This window comes from Fibrobacter sp. UWB12, from assembly GCF_900142485.1.
GTDB lineage: Bacteria > Fibrobacterota > Fibrobacteria > Fibrobacterales > Fibrobacteraceae > Fibrobacter.
Genome location: NZ_FRAZ01000001.1, coordinates 411,956 through 430,108 on the forward strand (window position 1 = coordinate 411,956; position 18,153 = coordinate 430,108).

At 46.5% G+C, this 18,153-nt stretch carries 11 protein-coding genes; 9 read left to right on the forward strand and 2 right to left on the reverse strand.

Annotation, left to right across the window (positions count from 1 at the left end; all coding sequences use genetic code 11):
* Positions 1-18 precede the first annotated feature (18 nt).
* The 9 genes from BUA34_RS01640 (at position 19) to BUA34_RS01680 (ending at position 12,000) form a co-directional block, all read left to right on the forward strand.
* Positions 19-1,767, forward strand: coding sequence for a GDSL-type esterase/lipase family protein (locus BUA34_RS01640; protein WP_072826990.1), 1,749 nt, complete (start codon positions 19-21; stop codon positions 1,765-1,767).
* 412 nt (positions 1,768-2,179) lie between these two features.
* Complete coding sequence (locus BUA34_RS01645) at positions 2,180-3,130, forward strand: TIGR02147 family protein (RefSeq protein ID WP_254794275.1); 951 nt, start codon at positions 2,180-2,182, stop codon at positions 3,128-3,130.
* Positions 3,127-4,821 (forward strand): pectate lyase family protein, encoded by a 1,695-nt coding sequence (locus BUA34_RS01650; RefSeq protein ID WP_072826991.1) that lies wholly within the window; start codon positions 3,127-3,129, stop codon positions 4,819-4,821. The genes BUA34_RS01645 and BUA34_RS01650 overlap by 4 nt, the downstream gene beginning before the upstream one ends.
* A 206-nt stretch (positions 4,822-5,027) precedes the next feature.
* On the forward strand, positions 5,028-6,311 hold the full coding sequence (glyA, locus tag BUA34_RS01655) for a serine hydroxymethyltransferase (protein ID WP_072826992.1): 1,284 nt from the start codon (positions 5,028-5,030) through the stop codon (positions 6,309-6,311).
* Between the two features lie 191 nt (positions 6,312-6,502).
* Positions 6,503-7,174, forward strand: coding sequence for a fibrobacter succinogenes major paralogous domain-containing protein (locus BUA34_RS01660; protein WP_072826993.1), 672 nt, complete (start codon positions 6,503-6,505; stop codon positions 7,172-7,174).
* A 117-nt stretch (positions 7,175-7,291) separates the two neighbouring features.
* Positions 7,292-8,116 carry a fibrobacter succinogenes major paralogous domain-containing protein gene (locus tag BUA34_RS01665; protein ID WP_072826994.1) on the forward strand — a complete coding sequence of 275 codons (825 nt, stop codon included), beginning with the start codon at positions 7,292-7,294 and terminating at the stop codon, positions 8,114-8,116.
* 130 nt (positions 8,117-8,246) lie between these two features.
* On the forward strand, positions 8,247-10,394 hold the full coding sequence (locus BUA34_RS01670; RefSeq protein ID WP_072826995.1) for an FISUMP domain-containing protein: 2,148 nt from the start codon (positions 8,247-8,249) through the stop codon (positions 10,392-10,394).
* An 83-nt stretch (positions 10,395-10,477) separates the two neighbouring features.
* Complete coding sequence (locus BUA34_RS01675; RefSeq protein ID WP_072826996.1) at positions 10,478-11,176, forward strand: hypothetical protein; 699 nt, start codon at positions 10,478-10,480, stop codon at positions 11,174-11,176.
* The gene (locus BUA34_RS01680; RefSeq protein ID WP_072827186.1) at positions 11,173-12,000 is read left to right on the forward strand and encodes an ABC transporter ATP-binding protein; all 828 of its coding nucleotides are present in this window, start codon (positions 11,173-11,175) and stop codon (positions 11,998-12,000) included. The genes BUA34_RS01675 and BUA34_RS01680 overlap by 4 nt, the downstream gene beginning before the upstream one ends.
* On the opposite strand, the gene BUA34_RS01685 is transcribed toward BUA34_RS01680, so the two are convergent.
* On the reverse strand, positions 11,997-13,970 hold the full coding sequence (locus tag BUA34_RS01685; protein WP_072826997.1) for a BamA/TamA family outer membrane protein: 1,974 nt from the start codon (positions 13,968-13,970) through the stop codon (positions 11,997-11,999). The two genes, BUA34_RS01680 and BUA34_RS01685, sit on opposite strands and share 4 nt — an antisense overlap.
* The gene (locus BUA34_RS01690; protein ID WP_072826998.1) at positions 13,967-17,938 is read right to left on the reverse strand and encodes a translocation/assembly module TamB domain-containing protein; all 3,972 of its coding nucleotides are present in this window, start codon (positions 17,936-17,938) and stop codon (positions 13,967-13,969) included. The genes BUA34_RS01685 and BUA34_RS01690 overlap by 4 nt, the downstream gene beginning before the upstream one ends.
* Positions 17,939-18,153: the final 215 nt, after the last annotated feature.

An 18,153-nucleotide genomic window follows, 5' to 3' on the forward strand; every position in this document is an offset into this window, starting at 1 on the left:
GGGGGGAGGAACCGTATTATGAAACCTATACTAAAGTATCTCCTTGCTGCTGCTGTGTTCACCGGTGTTGCCGTGAGCGATTCCACCAGCTTTTCGATTTATGTCGTTGGCGATTCGACGGTCCAAACCTACAAGGATAACGTTTATCCGCAAACAGGCTGGGGCCAAGTTCTCGGCTACTTCTTTGATGCATCTCGTGTCAAAGTGAACAATTACGCTATTGGCGGTCGCAGCTCCAGAACGTTTATCGAAGAAGGCCGTCTTGACGAAGTCAAGGGTAAACTCCAAAAGGGCGATTACCTCTTTGTGCAGTTCGGACACAACGACCGTGACTACAGCAAGGCTGCCCGCTATGTGGAACCATCGCAATTTTCAGGCTACATCCAGAAGTATGTAGATGCGGGTAAGGCGAAGGGCGCAAATGTCATTCTCGTTTCGCCGATGAACTTGAACGGTAGCCGCAACGTATTTTCGACGGGGAGTAACAATTACGATGCTCGTGGTATGATGCAGACCGTTGCGAAGAACAATAAGATTCCGTTTGTCGATTTGAACATGAAGTCGTACAATACGTATAACAATACGTACAAAGGCATGGGCGATTATGTGACTCGTTACCTATATAAGAAACTGGAAAAGGGTGAATATCCAAATTATCCCGATGGTGTGAACGATGGAACGACTCACTTCCAGGAAATGGGTTCCATGGGGCACGCTCAGATGATTTGCGAAGAACTTGCAGATAATCTCAAGTCCAACACGAACCTTTCTGCCGATGCTAAGACTGCTCTTACGACGCTTGTGTCGGCGATTAAGAAGCGCTATACCATCAAGGTCAAGACGAACCTCTCGAATTACAACGGCCTCATTACGCAGACGCAGTATTTCCCGGCGGGTTCCCCGATGACGCTTCGCGTGACGCCTAATGGCCAAACGTTTGAAAAGTGGGTCGATGACGATTGCAATGAACTTTCGAAGAACATGATTTATTACGGCTTCAAGACGAAGGCCCGTGACATCACATACACGGCGATGTTCAAGGGCGGTGCCGCTTGCACGCCGATTTCTCATGCTTCGGAAGATTCCTATGAAGACGGTCCTGGTGGCGATTCGAGCAGTTCCAGCGGTGAAGTTGAAGTCAAGGAGCTTGATGAAACCCTTTGCTCGCTTGATGCAGGAACGGATGCTTGGCCCTCTGTGATTGATATGGCTGAACCAGAATTTGGTGATGGCTGGACCGAAAAGAACCATGAAAGCTATACCGGCGGTGGATTCTTCAATCTTGATAATTCCGCTTACAGCAAGGCTACGTACATGGTAACGTCGGACCAGTCGGCAGAACATGCCCGTGTGATGATCCGCTATTCGTTTGCGGGGAATGCAAACCGCGATATGAAAGTTACAGTCGATAACGGCACTTACGATGTTGTGTTTCCGCCGACAGGCAGCTGGGACAAATGGGACACGGTCTATATCGACAATGTCTGGGTGGATGCCTTGGACTTCAAGGTGGTTCTGCAGTCGGCGACAGCTGATGGCGGCCCGAATGTGGACATGATTGCCTTTGACATGAAGGACGTTTACCGTACGGGTTGCAAGGCTGTCCGCGAAAAACAGCAGGGACCTGTTTCGCTTGCTTCGAAAAAAATTGTGACTAAGCCGCGAGCTAGCGGTATCACGGTCAATGCGCTTGGCCAGAAGGTGCAGAATGTGCGTGACCAGTCGGACTTGCGAAACTTGCCCAAAGGCAACTACTTCCGCTATTAAAAAGTCTGCTAGAAGCGGAAAACAAAAATAATGCCGAAATTTACGTGAAAAATCGAGAAATTCTATCGCTTTTCACGTGAAATTTTAATGTTGTATGTAACGATGGTGCAAATTTAGGGCGCGTCTCTGCAAAAATCGAACTGAAAAGGGCTTTTTAAAGATAAAAAGTCCTTTTTTGTTTTTGTTTGCAGTGGCGATATTGTAAAATTTGGCGAATTTGTCTGTGATTTTGCGGGAAATATGAACGAAAAACACTCTTTTTCCCGTAAAAAACGCCTCTTAAAATTTTTTTCGCGAAAAATCGTTTTTTTACAAAATAATGTGGACTTTAAATTTGCAAAACTGTGGACAATAATGTATATTAAGTTATGCAGTTCCTGCCTACTGTCTACTTCTAACAGCCTACTAAAACATGATCAACATCTTTGAATATCTGAATTATCGCGAATTTTTGAAGGACGCATACGAAGAACGCCATGCGAGTGATTGGCGTTTTAGCCATCGTTATATCGCCGATAAAGCAGGTTTTGATTCATCGATGTTCAATAAGATTTTGCAAGGCAAGCGCAATTTGACCGACCGCATTGTCGAGGTCTTTGCGTCTATCTTTTGCAGTGATGAACGCGAAAAAGCGTACTTTGCCGACATGGTCGCTTTTAACCAGGCGAAAACGCATACCGAAAGTCGCCAGTTCTTAGAAAAGCTTGTGGCTTCTAAGGAATGCAAGGTCGAAAACTTGGCAAAGGACCAGTTTGAATATTTTGACCACTGGTACCACGCCGTTGTTCGTGAACTGGTGACGTTTTATCCGTATGTGGGTGACGATGCTGCCTTGGGGCTCATGGTGCGTCCGCCGATTTCTGCAAGTCAGGTCAAGTCTTCGATTGCGCTTTTGGAACGCCTTTCAATGATTAAGAAAAACGAGACGACTGGCTTTTATGAACAAACGCAAGGCTTGGTTTCAAGTGGTTTTGAATCGTACAATACGGCGGTGAACGCTTACATCCAACAGAATCTGGACGTGGCGCAAACGGCGATGGACCGCTTTGAACGTGGTGAACGCAATCTTTCGACGCTTGCGTTTGGTTGTGACGAAACGACTTATAAAGAGCTTGTGGAAATGGTTCGCCGGTTCCGTCGAGAGGTCTTAGCGAAGGTTGGGGCTTGCCAAAAGCCGAATCGCGTTTTCCAACTGGGCATGCAGCTTTTCCCGCTTTCGGACCCGTATCCGCCGCCGCAAAGGCGCGGGCGCAAACGCCGTATTCGCGGTGCTGAAATGCTACAATCTTCGGGCGAGGGTGCGTCTCGTGAAATTGTGGATGAGTCACGCAAATCTGCCGAAGTTCAAGGGAGGCAATCATGAAAAAGGAATGGATGATGGTTGCTCGAATGCGTGCATACGTTTTATTCGGTGCATTGGCTGTATTCCTTGCTGCTTGTAGTGACAATAAAGTTGCCGGTGGAACAGAAGCCGAATCGACAATTGCTTTGTACATACAAATGGCGGATGGAACGCCCGCTTCAATGGCGCGCGTCCGCATTTTGCCTGATGACTACCTTTCTAGCGGCCCTGCGGAACAAACTTGGAACGAAACCAATGAGGATGGGCACGTTTTGTTCGAAGTCCGCAAAGGTCGCTACACCATTGAAGCTCGCAATGTGAGCGAAACAGATGCCTCGGGTGCAGTGCATTCTATAGCGCTTGATGCCAAGGCCGATTCCAAGGTTGATACCATCAAGTTGGGCGAACTAACGTCTATAGAAGGCTATGTAGTCCTTGGTGAATCGCCTGTTGTCCGCGTGGCGGGTCTTGACCGTTATGTTGTTCCTGATAGTACAGGGCATTTTGTAATTGACTCGCTTCCGCAGGGGAGTTTCGATGTGCAAATTGGTGACCCTGATGAAGTTCATTCGACGTTAGTGCAGTCCAACGCAGGTGATACTTTATTTGTTGACGGCTCCGATGTGGCTTCGGACATCAAGGTCGTAAAGCCTGAAATCGCAACAGCAACAGAATATCCCGAGAGCGACTGGAGTGCTCATGAAGCCTTGCTCAAACAAATTCAAGGCTATGCTGTTGGAACGCTTGGTGCTACTGGAAAAACCGACAGCACGGGAAAAATTGAGAAAGTGGAAGGCGAAGTTTGCATTGTCACGACAACTGAAGATTTAATTGATGTTGTCGACTCTTCAAAGGTGGATTCGTTGGGAAATTACGGAACTAAGGTCGCCTTGTCCCAGGGCTCTTTCCGTGAATGCGCCGAGAAGGATACTCCAGTCTGGATTCTCTTTGAAAAAGATGGAACGTACAATTTGCGTTCGCCATTGCGCATAAAGTCTGATAAAACTGTGGATGGTCGTGGGCGTGATATTCGCATTACGGGCATGGGGGTTTTGACAAATGAATCATCCAATCTTATTTTTGAAAACTTGACTTTTACGGCGCCTGCGATAACAGCTCATGATACAACAAGCCGTCGCGCTCTCTCGATTCATAACCGCACGCACCATGTCTGGGTGGACCATTGCACGTTTGAAGAGTATCCGCTAATCTTGGTTGATGTCAAGCGAGGCTCGAATGCGGTCACGCTCTCGTGGAACCGTTTTGAAAATGCACAGTCCGGCATTTTATTTGGGCTTGAACCGGACATTTTCATCGATTCTGCGCAGACATTGACTTTGCACCACAATTATTTCTCGAATTTGGAACTTCGCGGTGTGCTTGCTCGTCGTGGTAAAATCCACGCCTACAACAATTTCATTTACGGCGTGGGCGATGCCGGAATGGAATGTTCTGATTATGCGGCTTGCTACATCGAGGGCAATGTCTACAATAACGATGTGCCAGTTCGGGGATATCGCCTGAAAAACGAAGATGGCTCGCCGGATGAATCGACGGTTGGATTTGTCTACATGGATTCGAATACGTTTGGTCGTGGTGGCGAGGATCTTGCTGGCGATGCCCAGGGCTATAAGCCCGATTACAAGGTTTCTGTTGATGAAGCTGGTGCAGAACTTGCCGTTCGTGTGAAAAATGAAGCCGGTCCCCGGTAGAATCTTGCTAAGCCGGGCGTTACGGGCTGGCGTTTGAAGCCCGTAGAGGGGGTGGAGAGTAACAACGTGCGAACCAGGGGGATGCTTCCCCCTTTTATAAAAAAGACAGCTCTTTGTGCTTGTTTTAAGAAAAATCTCTCGTCTCTCGTCTCTCGTCTTTCGTCTAAAAAAGCTATATTTGCAGCGCGAACTTTAAAGGAGCTATAATGCTTAAATCTACATTGCAACAGACAGATCCGGAAATCTATAACATTATCCAGAAGGAAGCCGAACGCCAGGAATATGGTATCGAACTTATCGCTTCTGAAAACTACACTTCCAAGGCTGTGATGGAAGCCATGGGTTCCGTCCTCACCAACAAGTATAGTGAAGGTTACGTTGGCAAGCGCTACTATGGCGGTAACGAAGTTATCGACGAAATGGAAGCTCTCGCTATCGATCGTTGCAAGAAGCTCTTTGGTTGCGACCACGTGAACATCCAGCCACTTTCCGGTTCTCCGGCTAACGCTGCTGTTTATTTTGCCGTTCTCAAACCGGGTGACAAGGTCCTCGGCCTCAAGCTCGACCACGGTGGACACCTTTCTCACGGCCATCCGGTGAACTTCTCCGGTATGCTCTATAACTTCGTGCAGTACGAAGTCGATAAGGAAACTGGCCGCATCGACATGGACAAGGTTCGCGAAATTGCTCTCCGCGAAAAGCCGAAGATGATTCTCGCTGGTTTCTCTGCCTACAGCCGCAACCTCGACTGGAAGCGCTTCAAGGAAATCGCCGACGAAGTAGGCGCTCTCACCATGGCCGACATTTCTCACATTGCAGGTCTCATCGCCGGTAAGGCAATCGAATCTCCGGTGCCGTACTTCGACATCGTGACGACCACGACTCACAAGACTCTCCGTGGCCCGCGTTCCGCTATCATCATGTGCAAGGATCGCACGATCCAGAAGATGGTGAAGGGCGAACTCAAGGAAGTTTCCCTCGCTAAGGAAATCGACAAGGGCGTGTTCCCGGGTATGCAGGGTGGCCCGCATGACCACATCAACGCTGGTAAGGCTGTTGCATTCCTCGAAGCTTTGCAGCCGGAATTCCAGGTCTATGCAAAGAATGTTATCAAGAACGCTCAGGCTATGTGCGCCGAAATGCAGAAGCTCGGTTACAAGGTGATTAGCGATGGCACCGACAACCACCTCATCGTTGTTGACATGACTTCTAAGGGCGTTTCCGGTAAGGAAGCCGAAGTCGCTATGGAAAAGGTCGGCATCTCCTGCAGCCGCTCCACGATTCCGTTCGATCCGCGCAAGCCGATGGACCCGTCCGGTGTTCGTCTTGGCACTGCTGCTATCACGACTCGTGGCTTCGACGAAGAAGACACCCGCGAAGTGGCTCGCATCATCGACCGTGCAATCCAGGCTAAGGACGACGAAGCCGCTCTCGCCAAGATCCGCGAAGACATCGTCGCTCTCTGCAAGAAGCACCCGCTGTACAAGTAAAGTGTAGCGGGGCAAACGCCCCGCGTGTTGTGTCATCCTGATGCCACGAAGTGGCCGAAGGATCCAGACTCGCATTATGTCATCCCCGACTTGTTCGGGGATCTTTTTGTATATAGAAAAAGAACAAAATCGTCAAAGTGGCGGTGAACTAGCCAAAAAATTGTATAATTATAGAATTCATGAGGCTTTCTATGAATCGTACTTTTGCCATTCTTGCTTTGCTTGCGTTGTCATTCGCGACGGACGCTCTTTGCGGCATCTTGACTGATTCTCGTGATGGTCAAACTTACAGGACGGTGAAAATCGGCAATCAGGAATGGATGGCGGAAAATCTCAACTACGAAACGGCAAACTCCTACTGCTACAAGGATAGCGTGTCCAACTGCACCAAGTACGGTCGCCTTTACACTTGGGCTGCTGCGAAAACCGCTTGTCCGAGCGGCTGGCATTTGCCGACAGAGGTTGAATTTAAAGAGCTAGTTGCTACTGTTGGCGGTTCTAGTACAGCAGGCAAGATGCTCAAGTCTACTAGCGGCTGGGATGACGATGAAGGGGAAAGCGGCAATGGTACGGATGCCTACTTGTTCACGGCGTTGCCTGCTGGCGAATGGTCCGACAACGGTGGGATTTACCGTGATGAGGGCCTTTATGCGTTCTTCTGGGGTTCTACTGATGATGGTATCGCATACAGTATGAACTTGCACTACCACGACGACATTGCAGGCCTGGGTTACGGCCACAAGGACACCGGACACTCTGTCCGTTGTATCAAAGGTTTAGAGGTGAAAAAGAGAACGACGCTCGTATGGATTTTTATATCATTCTGTCAATATATAATGTGGTGTCTAAAATACCTTTTTTGACCAAATAGGCTAAAGTAAATTGGCCCTCGGTTCAAAGCCGGGGGCTTTTGCTTTTTTTATAGCTTGTTTTGTATATTGCGAACAAGTAAATTTGGTTTATTTGTAATGAGTTGTGGAATGAATAATATTTATGCACTTGTTTTGTCTATCGCGATGTTTTTCTTTGCTGCGTGCAGCGAAAATGATTCATCTGTGAATCCGAGTGATGAAATGAGTTCCTCTCTAACTTCTTCATCTAATAAACAAGAAAAGTCTAGTAGCAGTTCCGCAAAATCAAGCAGTTCTGTAAAACCTTTATCCAATGAGTCCTCAAAAAAAGTTGATGATGGCTGTGTGTATGATGCAGAGACAAATACGCTCAAAGATTTGCGCGATGGACAAACGTACAAAACGGTGAAAATAGGTAATCAGGTTTGGACGGCGGAGAACCTGAACTACAAAACTGTAAATAGCTATTGCTATAACAATAACGACAAATATTGCTCTAAGTATGGACGACTTTATACTTGGTCGACTGCAATAGATAGTGCCGGTGTATTCAGTGAAAATGGCAAAGGCTGCGGTTATGACAAGGAATGTTCGCCGACATATCCGGTGCGTGGGATTTGCTTTAATGGATGGCATATTCCTGATGCTAGTGAATGGAACAGCTTGTTTGCGATGGCGAGCGATTCCATAGGGGCGAAACTTAAATCTGCATGGGGCTGGAATCGTGGCAGTGAAAATGGCTCAGATTTATTCGGCTTCTCGGCGCTTCCTGCAGGTTACAGAGATTTTCTTGGTAGTTTCTATGGAGATAGTACCGAAGCGTTTTTTTGGAGTGCGACCGAACATGATTGGTATAAAGCTCGCTATGTAGGGTTGCAAAAACACAATGGAGGTGGGGCCCAATGGGGGTTCGAAAAGGACTATGCCTTTTCAGTCCGTTGCATTAAGGATTAAATTAGACGAAAGAATGTTTTATGCAACGGATGCAACAAAATCATAATCCGTTTGCTTCAAAATGAACTTGGTTGTGTTCCTTTATCTTATTTAGAATATATATTAAGAATAGTTTAAAGGGGATTACGTCATGACGTTGTTTTGTTGCAAAATTTCCGGCCTCAGATTTTGGGTAATTTGCGGCGCATTGCTTGTTTTTACAGCTTGCCAAGATAATTCATCTTCGGTTATTGATTCAACCCCCAAAGCTGTTGATTCGACCCCTAGAAAAATTGATTTCTCAACGTCTAGTTCGCGGGTTCCAGTCGTTTATGATGAGGATCCGAAATTTGCGTGCTCCGATTCTACAAAAATTTTTGGTGAATTGACGGATGCTCGTGACGGGCATGTTTATAAGACCGTTGAAATTGGTGATCAAGTTTGGATGGCGGAAAACTTGGAGTATAATCGTGAAAGATATACGGGCGATTCGAAGTATTATTATTCCTGGGTTGATGCTGTTGGGGGAATAGCTGCGGGTTGCTCTGGCGAACGTCCTGCTTTATATAACGGGGAGTATGTTTATAAAAATCATTTTGTCTATGACGGTGTAACATTTGAAAATTGCCCTATTGCAAGGCCTGCTCGTGGCCTATGCCCTGATGGCTGGCGTATCCCAACTACGGATGATGTTCAAACATTGCTTGATTATGCTGGGGGCTCGAGATATGCAGGTAAGTATCTGAAATCAACTACTGGATGGAGTGGTGTTGGAAACGGATTAGATTGTTTTGGCTTCAGTGCTTTGCCGTCCTATAGTAAGGATTATGCAACTGGTCTCCATGAAGATTTGCATATTCTGACTGATGAACCCAAAGCGTTGTACATGTCTTATGAAAATGCTTTTGCGTATTTTACTTCTGTGACAACTTATGAAGCGAGCGGATATGTAGTCCGTTGTATTCAGGGGGATGGAAATTACGGTTTAGATTTACCGATAGAGCGTACTGAGAGAACTTACACAGGGCCTTTTGAATCGTTTACGGATTCACGCGATGGGCATGTTTATAAAACAGTCGATATTGGCGGTTGGGTTTGGATGGCCGAAAATTTATCTTATGGTTCCAAAGAAACTTACACTTATGAAGAAATGATAAATGCTCCAGTTACGGGGTGCTATTTGGATAGTTTAATATGGGGCGATGATTATGGAATGTGGAACTATTGCTCTGCTAAACAACCGGTCCAGGGAATTTGTCCAGATGGCTGGCATGTACCGAGTTATTATGAATGGAGAGTCCTTAGTGCTTTTGTAAATGGTTTAAACAATGCGACAAATTTTGTAGAAGGGTCCTTTACGGGATCGATGCTGAAATCAACGAGTGGCTGGCCTAAAGGGAAAAATGGTCTTGATGCATACGGCTTTGGAGCTAAGCCTCCCGAAGGAAAAGATCAGATTCGCTTTTGGTCTTCGTCGAATGCGCCCACTAGGGGGGATTGGTTCGGCAATATCGTTTTGAAAATTGGTGCTGACAGTGCCGGGTTAGAAACAGATGGAATTGGAAATTCCTATGAGGCTTATGTTCGTTGTCTCAAAGATGATGAAAGCCAAATGCAAACGTCTTCGTCTCCTTTAGGTTTTTCTATAAAGCCCGAAAAACCAGCAACTTATTCTGGCGAGTATGGTAAGTTTACGGATGAACGAGATGGCAATGTTTATAGGATTGTTGATATTGATGGTACCGTTTGGTTTGCAGATAACTTAAAATATGAAGTTCCGAATGCGTTGTCTTTTTGCAATTGTGCCGATACGACATCGTGTGATAGCCGTGGTCGCTTGTATCCTTGGAATGTGGCGAAAAATGCGTGTCCTGCTGGTTGGCGTTTGCCTTCTGTAGAAGAGGCTAATCATTTATTGATGCTTGCCGCTCAAGCTAAATACGACTTGGGTGGTTTTGATTATGCTGAAAATTTTTTAAAGGATACTGTAGGTTGGGAATATAAAGAAGGCTACAATACATTCGGATTTAGTGCTGTTCCTGCGGGTGAAATGCATTTCCGTTTAGATACAAACTCCGTGCTTATCGATGAATTCTGTAATGCTCCTAAAGGATATGGCAACGTAGGCGTGAGGATAAATGCTGAATATTGGGTCGATGGTGAAAATGCTAATGGGGCTCATGCGTGTTTTTCTGTTGATGTGTCAGGATTTAATGAATCCGTTTCTTGGGCGCTTCATTCCCCTTATTCTATCGATACATATAATTTAGCCTTCTCGGTTCGCTGCGTTAAGGAATAGACGGAAAAACAACTTCCTGTTTTCCTCTTTCTACTTCCTACTCAAAAATAAAACCTATCTTTGTATCATAAATACGAGGTTTTATGCAGTCTTGGACCGAAATAAAGAACATTGAGAACCCCACTGAAGAACAACAGCTTGAAGCGATCAAGCTGAACTGGTACGCAATCAGCTTAATTCAGAATCCGACTGAAACGGTTCAAAAGGCTGCGTTTGATAAAAATGAGCAGGCTATTCTTTATGTGAAGTGTGGCCCGTGCGAAGCTTTGAAACAAGCGCTCAATGCTATGGACGAGGCTAAGTTCCTAGCTTCGTTCAAGGCTGAACCGAATTTGCTCAAGTTTATTACGAATCCGGTGCTTCTCAAGGCTGCTGTGTCGCAGGACTGGCGCATTGTCCGTAAGATTGATGGCGCGTCCGATGAACTTTGGGCCGAGGCCGTTCGTCAGAGCGAAGATGCGTTGAAGTTTATTCGTAATCCTGGCGAAAAGGTGCTTATTGCCGCTGTTGAACGTGAATGGAAGTACATCCAGGAAATCGAAAATCCAACGGCTGCAGTTGTTGTGGCGGCTGTCAAGCAGGATTTCCATGCGTTTGAATATGTGAGCATTCGTCGCCGTACAGAACAGGTGCAGCTTGCTGCCGTGCGTACGGATTGGCGTTGCATCCAGTATTTGCAGCGTGCAAGCGAAAACGTGCAGATGGAAGCCGTTCGCCAGTCCAAGGATGCACTCAAGCTCATTAAAAATCCTGCTCAAGCAGTCAAGGACTTTTGCGCGTGATTGAACTCTCTTCGGTAACATTTCGTTATCCGAAATCAACATCGGATGCATTGTCGAATATTTCGCTTTGTATTCCGCATGGTTCTTTTTTTGCCTTGATAGGCCCTAATGGTGCCGGAAAAACGACTCTATTGCGTTTGCTTTGTGGGCGTTTGGGTTCTTTTCAAGGTTCTATCAAAATTGAAGATGCTTTGTGCAATTCCGAAGGCTTTTTGAATGCCGAAAAATATGGCGTCTTGCTAGAAAATCCAGGCGTTTATCCGAAACTTTCAATTAGAGAATACCTCCAGTATTTTACGGGTTTCTACGGCTTTGGCGAAGATTCTTGGCGTGAAAACGGTGATATGTTGAACCGCTGCAAGCTTTTGGCGGATCGATTGAATCTGCCGGCTCTTGATAAGCGCTTGGAAACGCTTTCGCTTGGGAACCGCCAAAAAGTGCAAATTGTCCGCGCGCTTTTGCATAATCCCAAGCTCTTGATTCTCGATGAGCCTGTGGCAAATCTTGATCCGATTTCGAGAGATTCTGTTTGGCATTTACTTGACGAATGGCGCCAAGAAACTCACGGAACTGCAATTGTTTGCTCGCACGTGCTTGCAGAAATGGATGAATGGGCTACGGATTATGCTATTATCGATTGCGGTCATGTCTTGAAAAGTGGGCGAGTCGCCGATATCGGCGCCGATGTTGCATCGTTCAAAATCAATGCCGCAGGTGTATCGCTTGAACAAATCCGCGCTGCTCTTGCTGCAGCCGGAATCTCCGCAGATGTTAATTCTGTGCAGACGTCTCTATCGAAAATTTATAGAGATTTAATTCACTAGAATGCTTGCGAAAGGTCAAAGGCGATTCTATTCCAATCAAAGCCCTTTTTCTTCTTGTGATTTCTGCAGTTGGTGCTTTCGCTGTCACTGCAGTTTTCGTTAGTCATGAGGCCTTTTACTATTGCATAATCAAGGCGGAACGTCAGGAATTGCCATTGATAGCGTATGCCTAAGCCAATACTTGCTTCTTGACCGTCTTCGTAAGTGTTGTCTTTTATATCTACAACTTTGGCCCAGTCAAAGAATTGCACAATTTGCCAGCTTCTTAACGATTTCCAAGGAAGTGTCCAGCGGAGTTCTTCGTTGATGCGGAAATACATCGGCGTTAGAGCCGTATGGATGTTGTCTTTAACTTCCGAGGAATCGCTGCCACTTTCGGTCTTGACTGCAACCGTGTCTTTTGTCGTGTAGCTTGCGAAAACGCTGCGGAATCGGTAACCGCGTACAGAACGGGAACCGCCTTGATAGAACATGCGGGCGTCGTCTTCGATAGCTTTGTTGAAAAAGCTACCGATACTTCCGCTGAGCGCTCCATAAAGAGTCCAGAATAAGGGAACGTAGATGTTTAATGTAGCTTCGCTATAAGTATAAATGTGGCCATCTTGGTCGTCCGAATATCCGCTGTTGTCTGATTTCACGTTAAAGTTTGTGCCTAGACCCACCGTAGGCATAAAGCGGAATCCTTTGGTCGGATTGAAGTAATCGTTGGTGTAGTCGAAAGTCAGACCGATTTCGCCTTTGAGCTTGAAAAGTTCGTCGTGATTTTTGTTCACGTATCGCGTATCGATGGAACTACGGAATTTAATGTTGTTTGTGATGCCGAATGTCAAGTCGCCGCGGTTGATGATTTCGTAACGTTCTTCAACGCTGTCGGGGTAGGCGGGCGGGGTGATTTTTTCATGGTTGAACGAGAGACGGTCCACAAAGCGGATTGCAGTCGGAATGAATGTAAATGCGGTTCCGAACAAAAGCGGGTTTGCGTAGCCAAGCGTGATTTCTTGCTTGTTTTGTGCAATTTGGAAGTTCGTTGAAAATTCATTGAACTTTCCAAAGAAGTTCTTGTGGTCGGCGTAGAATAAAGCTCCAAAGCCGTAAACTTCTTCGAAGAAAAAGCCGTATCTCGCTTCGCCGGGGACGCGTTCGATAACATCCAAGTGAACGTCAGAGAGACCGTCTTCGCGAAGCTCGTCGTTTAACTTGACTTGCGTAAATAGCTGGGTGGAGTAAAGTTTGCTCTTGAAGTTGAAATACTGGTTACCGTCAATGATATCGCCTTTTTTGATTCGCCAAAGAGAAGAAAGCCATGCGGTGTCGGTAAGCCCTTGTTCCGGCTCTGTCTTTTTCTCGTTTTTATTCATGATGCGCTGGGTCGTAGTGATGATGTTGCCCATCAAAACTTTTGGCCCCGGATTGACATTGATGTTTACATTGACAACTTTGGCCGTTGTATCGACGAGTTCTTCCGATGAAATATAAACGTGTAAATTGCCTTGTTTGCGGTACGCTTTCTGAATGTCCTGCAAATCTTCAGAAAGGTCTTCTTGATTGTAGTAGTGATGCTTAGTAATCTTTAGCGTGTTCAAGTCAATAGGAATGGAATCATCGCTTGCAGAAATGATTTTTGCCTCGTTAAACCGGTAACATTCCCCTTCTTTAACGGTAATGTAGTAGTTACGCTGGATTGCTCCATCCGATAATTGCTCGCGTTGAATAATCAGCTTTAAATCGAGGCTGTAATAACCACGGGAATAATAAAGCGCTCGTACGTTTTCCGAAGAAAGGCGCATCAAAAAGTCTTGCTTAATCGTATCAAGCTGTCCGAATTCATCGGGAATGTCGAGCTGTTCGTTCAGCTGGAATTTCGAGAAAATCTTATTTCCGCTGATGTTGACGGACCAAGGATTCTTGTCATCATTATCAGCAAACGCAAACGACGAAAAAAACAATAATGCGCAAATCAGTAAAATCATTTTGCTTTCTCCGTAGGCTTGGTTCCGTTCGGTTTGATTTCGGTGTTCTTTGTGCTTGTCGAATCAACGGCGTTCGGGTCGTTGGGCTGGAGCATTGCTCTTGGCGGACGAACCGTTTCGCAATGGCCGATGCCTAAAATGCAGGGATTCCAGAACTTGTACGTGTAGTTCACACCGATGTTCTTTTCGATACGGCTGTCGTTGTCTTCGCCTGTGCTGAACTGGTATTGCTTTCTGACAATTTGACCGTTCAAGGAAAGCGACGGTGAGAAATGGTTCTTGTGCGAGTATTCCTTATCTTGGAATACAGGGAGCGTGTAGCTGGCACCGAATTGCAAAGCCTGGTCGTATGTCGGGCTCTGGCTCTGGTCTTGCGTATAACCGAAGATGAGGCTCAAGTTTTTCACCCAGCGGTCAAGCGAAATCGGAACCTTGACGTAAGAAGAATCCTTGTCATTGCCGGAATTGTCGAACAACATCACCTTCATGTCGATATCGCCAATGTAATCGCCGCCCAAAGTCTTGTTTGCGGTCGAAGAAATGAACTTACCGATTGCTTTACCCGCAAGCTTGTTCCAGTCGGCGGAAACGCCGGATTCTGTAGCGACGCATCCCAGGAATATGTTGCGGTACGTGTCGGCAGCCGTAGATTCTGTTCCGCAGTTCGAACTCGGAATGGGTTGCGGGTTTGTAATCGTTCCCTGAATGTCTAGGTTGACAGGGCAGGTTTCTTTCTCTTTGTCTTCTGTTTCAGAACAGTAGGGGAGTTCCTGCGTACTCGAAACATCGATGATGCCGTGTTGCCATGGAACGTCATTCCAAGAGATGTTGAATGCGTTCAGGTCAAATTCGTAGATGTCTTTCACGCCAATGAATCCGTTGTCGGCGTTGGTAACGTCACCGCGCAAGAGCGGCCTGTTTGTTGTACCGAGAACCCAAATGTCAAGCGTAAGCGGGAATGATGCGAACGGCGTGATAATTTCGACGGAGTCGCTTTGTGAATCGCTGACATGGAACGACAAGTCGATGGGACTCGAAACAGAAATCTTGGCTTCGGTCTTTTCTTTATTGCGCAGGTTTGCAATAGCGTTGTTCAGTAGCGACAAAAGTTTATCGAGAGAACTTGGCGTGATTTCAATGTCCAGGTCTTTTCTATAGACGAGCTTGTCGATAATGAAATTGCCGCTGACGCTCTTGTTCTTGATTTGTCTTTCTTGCGTGTGCGGAATGTTGAGCGTAATATCGCTCTTGCCAATCAAGTTTGCAGTACCAAATGTTTCGTCATTAAACTTGTATTGAATGGTCGGAATGTTCGTGACAATGGACATCTGGTCTTCGGAATCTTCCAAGTGGCTTGTGACGTTTCGCAAGGTGATGATATGGCTGTCCATTTCAAGCGTGTACTTTTCGGTACTGATATCGATGGCTTCCAATCGCATTTGTTGCAAATCGTAAAGCAACGTGGCAATGAGCAAATCGCCAAATTCGTTTTGCGTAGAAATCTCGTTGATGGCGAGCATGCCGTCTTTGAGGTCGCCTCTCACGCGGAGCGGGAAGTCTGTCGGGAGCGTTGAATACTTGAGTATGGTAGAGTCCGACCAAATTTGGGCCTTGATTCCTTTCAAACCTTCGCGGAGCGTTGCCTGAACGTCAATCTTGAGGTCGGTCTTTGCGATTTCAGCACGCGTTTCGGGGATGAGCCACATGCCTCCCAAATTGATGGTGCCCAAGAAATCGAAATCGTTGTTCAAGATGCCTTCGCTCTTGATATACCCGCTGTTGGGGCTTAAATAAGTGAGCTTGACTTTTCTTGTGGGTTCGAAAATATCATCGACGACAATGTTTGTATTGCCGGTCCATGTGCCGTTCAAAATTTCGAAGTCGGTAAGAAGTTCAATCTTGTTCTTCTTTGCCGAAACGTTCATTTGTTGGATCTTCAAGAGCTCTGGGGGAATGTTGTTGAATTTCAGATTCTTGAAATCGATGTTGCCGAGCAAACCACTTTCTTCTTCGAACGAAATTTCACCATTGAAACTACCCGAGGCAAGCGTAGTGTCGCCAAGCGGTTCCAAAAGAATCGGTAAGTTGAAGTCTTCTGCCGAAGCCCATGCGTGCAAAATTTGGATGGGGAGCATGGCGGTGGGCTTGTAGGCTGGGTTCGAATCGTTCGGGAGCACAAACGTTGCTTCCATGGCAACCTTGTTGCTGTTGTGCATAAAGACTGCGGTGTCAATGACGATAGTGTCGCCACTTTCCCTAATCTTGGTGTGCCCGTGAACAATAAACGGTTCCACGTTTCCGTCGATATCGAGCTCCGCTTCGCCAACTCTTGAATCAAGATTGTAGGCAATGGATCCTGTAACAGAACCTTTGAATTGGTCGCTTATTTCGATGTCAGAGAACGGAATGGTCGAAATTTCGGCGTGGTCCGCTTCAGCCCAGATCATGAGCGAGTCGCCCACATGTACCGTCGTTGATGCTGAACCTCCGTTCTTTTGCTTGAGATGCCAAGATGTACGGAGCGTGGGATCGTGGTAGTCTACATCGCCTGTAATGGAAAATTCTTCGTTGGGTGTGTATATAGTTGCTTTCGGGAAATCAATGAAGCGGCGTCCGAGGTCAAGGACAAGTTGCATGCGGAGCGAGTCTGCCTTCAGGTGGTAGGCGTTGATGATGGAATCAATTTTTACGTAAGCGCGCAATTTGTTGTTCTGGAAGGAACCGATGATTTTTGGATTCTTCGCGATTTCGACGTTACCCCTGACCCAGTCCAGCGCCCAAGGTTCCATGGCCGAAAGGTTTGCTGCAAAGAATACTTTGAGGCTGTCCTTTGTTCTCACGTGAGCCCTGACGACGGAGCCTTCGCGTGTTTCGATGGATGCGTCGATGTTGTCCCCTGATTTGGTGATGGACTGGATATCCATGTCCATGGGCATCATTTGCGGGCCGTACATGGCGCTCATGTTTGCGATTTCGCCAGAAAAGTCAAAGTCGAGCTTGTCATCGATGGTTCCGTCGAGACTGATGGTGCCGCCTTCGTTGTTCTTGAAGAACGTTTCGATATTGGTCTGCTTGGGGGTGCCGTTCACCTTGATTGTAGCGTCGAGCGGCAAGAACGGCCAGTATTCACCGATATGCGTTTTAAGCGTAAAGTTGTACTGTAGAGATTTTTTGGTGAGCGAAGTAGAAACGTTGCCGTTGAGATTGAGGTTCGTGATTGCTGGAATCGCTTTCGAAAGCTTCATCGGAACCCACTTGAGAGGATCCTTGACGTTTATATTCGTCGAAGCCTTTAACTGGGTGAGGTCGTTTTTGGGGGCCGAGGCGCTCAGATTTATGTAGTCGTTTTGTGTCTTGATTTTGCCATTGACAATGACATTCTTGTTCGTGAAGTCTACATCGAGCTGCAATCCTGCGGCATCCTTGATGAAGTCGCCCTTGATGCTGTCGGCGCTTAAAGTGACAACCTTTTCATCGACGTTTTGCAAATCGATGTTTTGCGCGCTCCAACCCATATCTCCCATGTTGAAGTCGAGCTTTCCTAGGCGGACCCTGGCTGGGAATGGTATTCTGATATTGTCAGGAAATTCAATGGGTTCAAACTTTTTTGGAGGGGCGGCGTTTGGTCCTTTGTCCTTGCTTGTTGTGTCGGCGACAAAATTTGCAGACACCTCGTCTGCTTCGAGGAGAATCCCCCTGTTGTCACCGAATGGGGTGATGTCCAAATGCGGCCCTCGAATCATGTAAGAGGACTCACCCTGTTGAACGTGGACTGAATCGTAGAAATGCTCTAGGAGGTTGTTTTGACGGTGCCCGTATGGGGTAATTGTGAGGTTCCCGAACGTGTGCGGGGTCGAAAGAATCTCTTCGATGGCAAAATGAACATACCAGACGCCAAGTGCCACAGCGCCTACAATCGCCGTCGTTATGACGGCTTTTACAAAAAAGATTGAGAGTATGCTCTTCAAGTGCCCCTAATATAGTTAATGTTGCCTTTTGTTAAATGATTGCTGACGTGGAACTTGTGGTGTGAAAGTATACAGAATATGACGATTTGTAAATTATTATTTATTTAGGATAAAGTAATTTGTTGCTAGTCGTTAGTCAATGGTCATTAGTCAATGGTCGACAATGCTTTATTTCCCAAGTTCCCAAAACTTCATTTTTAGAATCTCTAGTAACT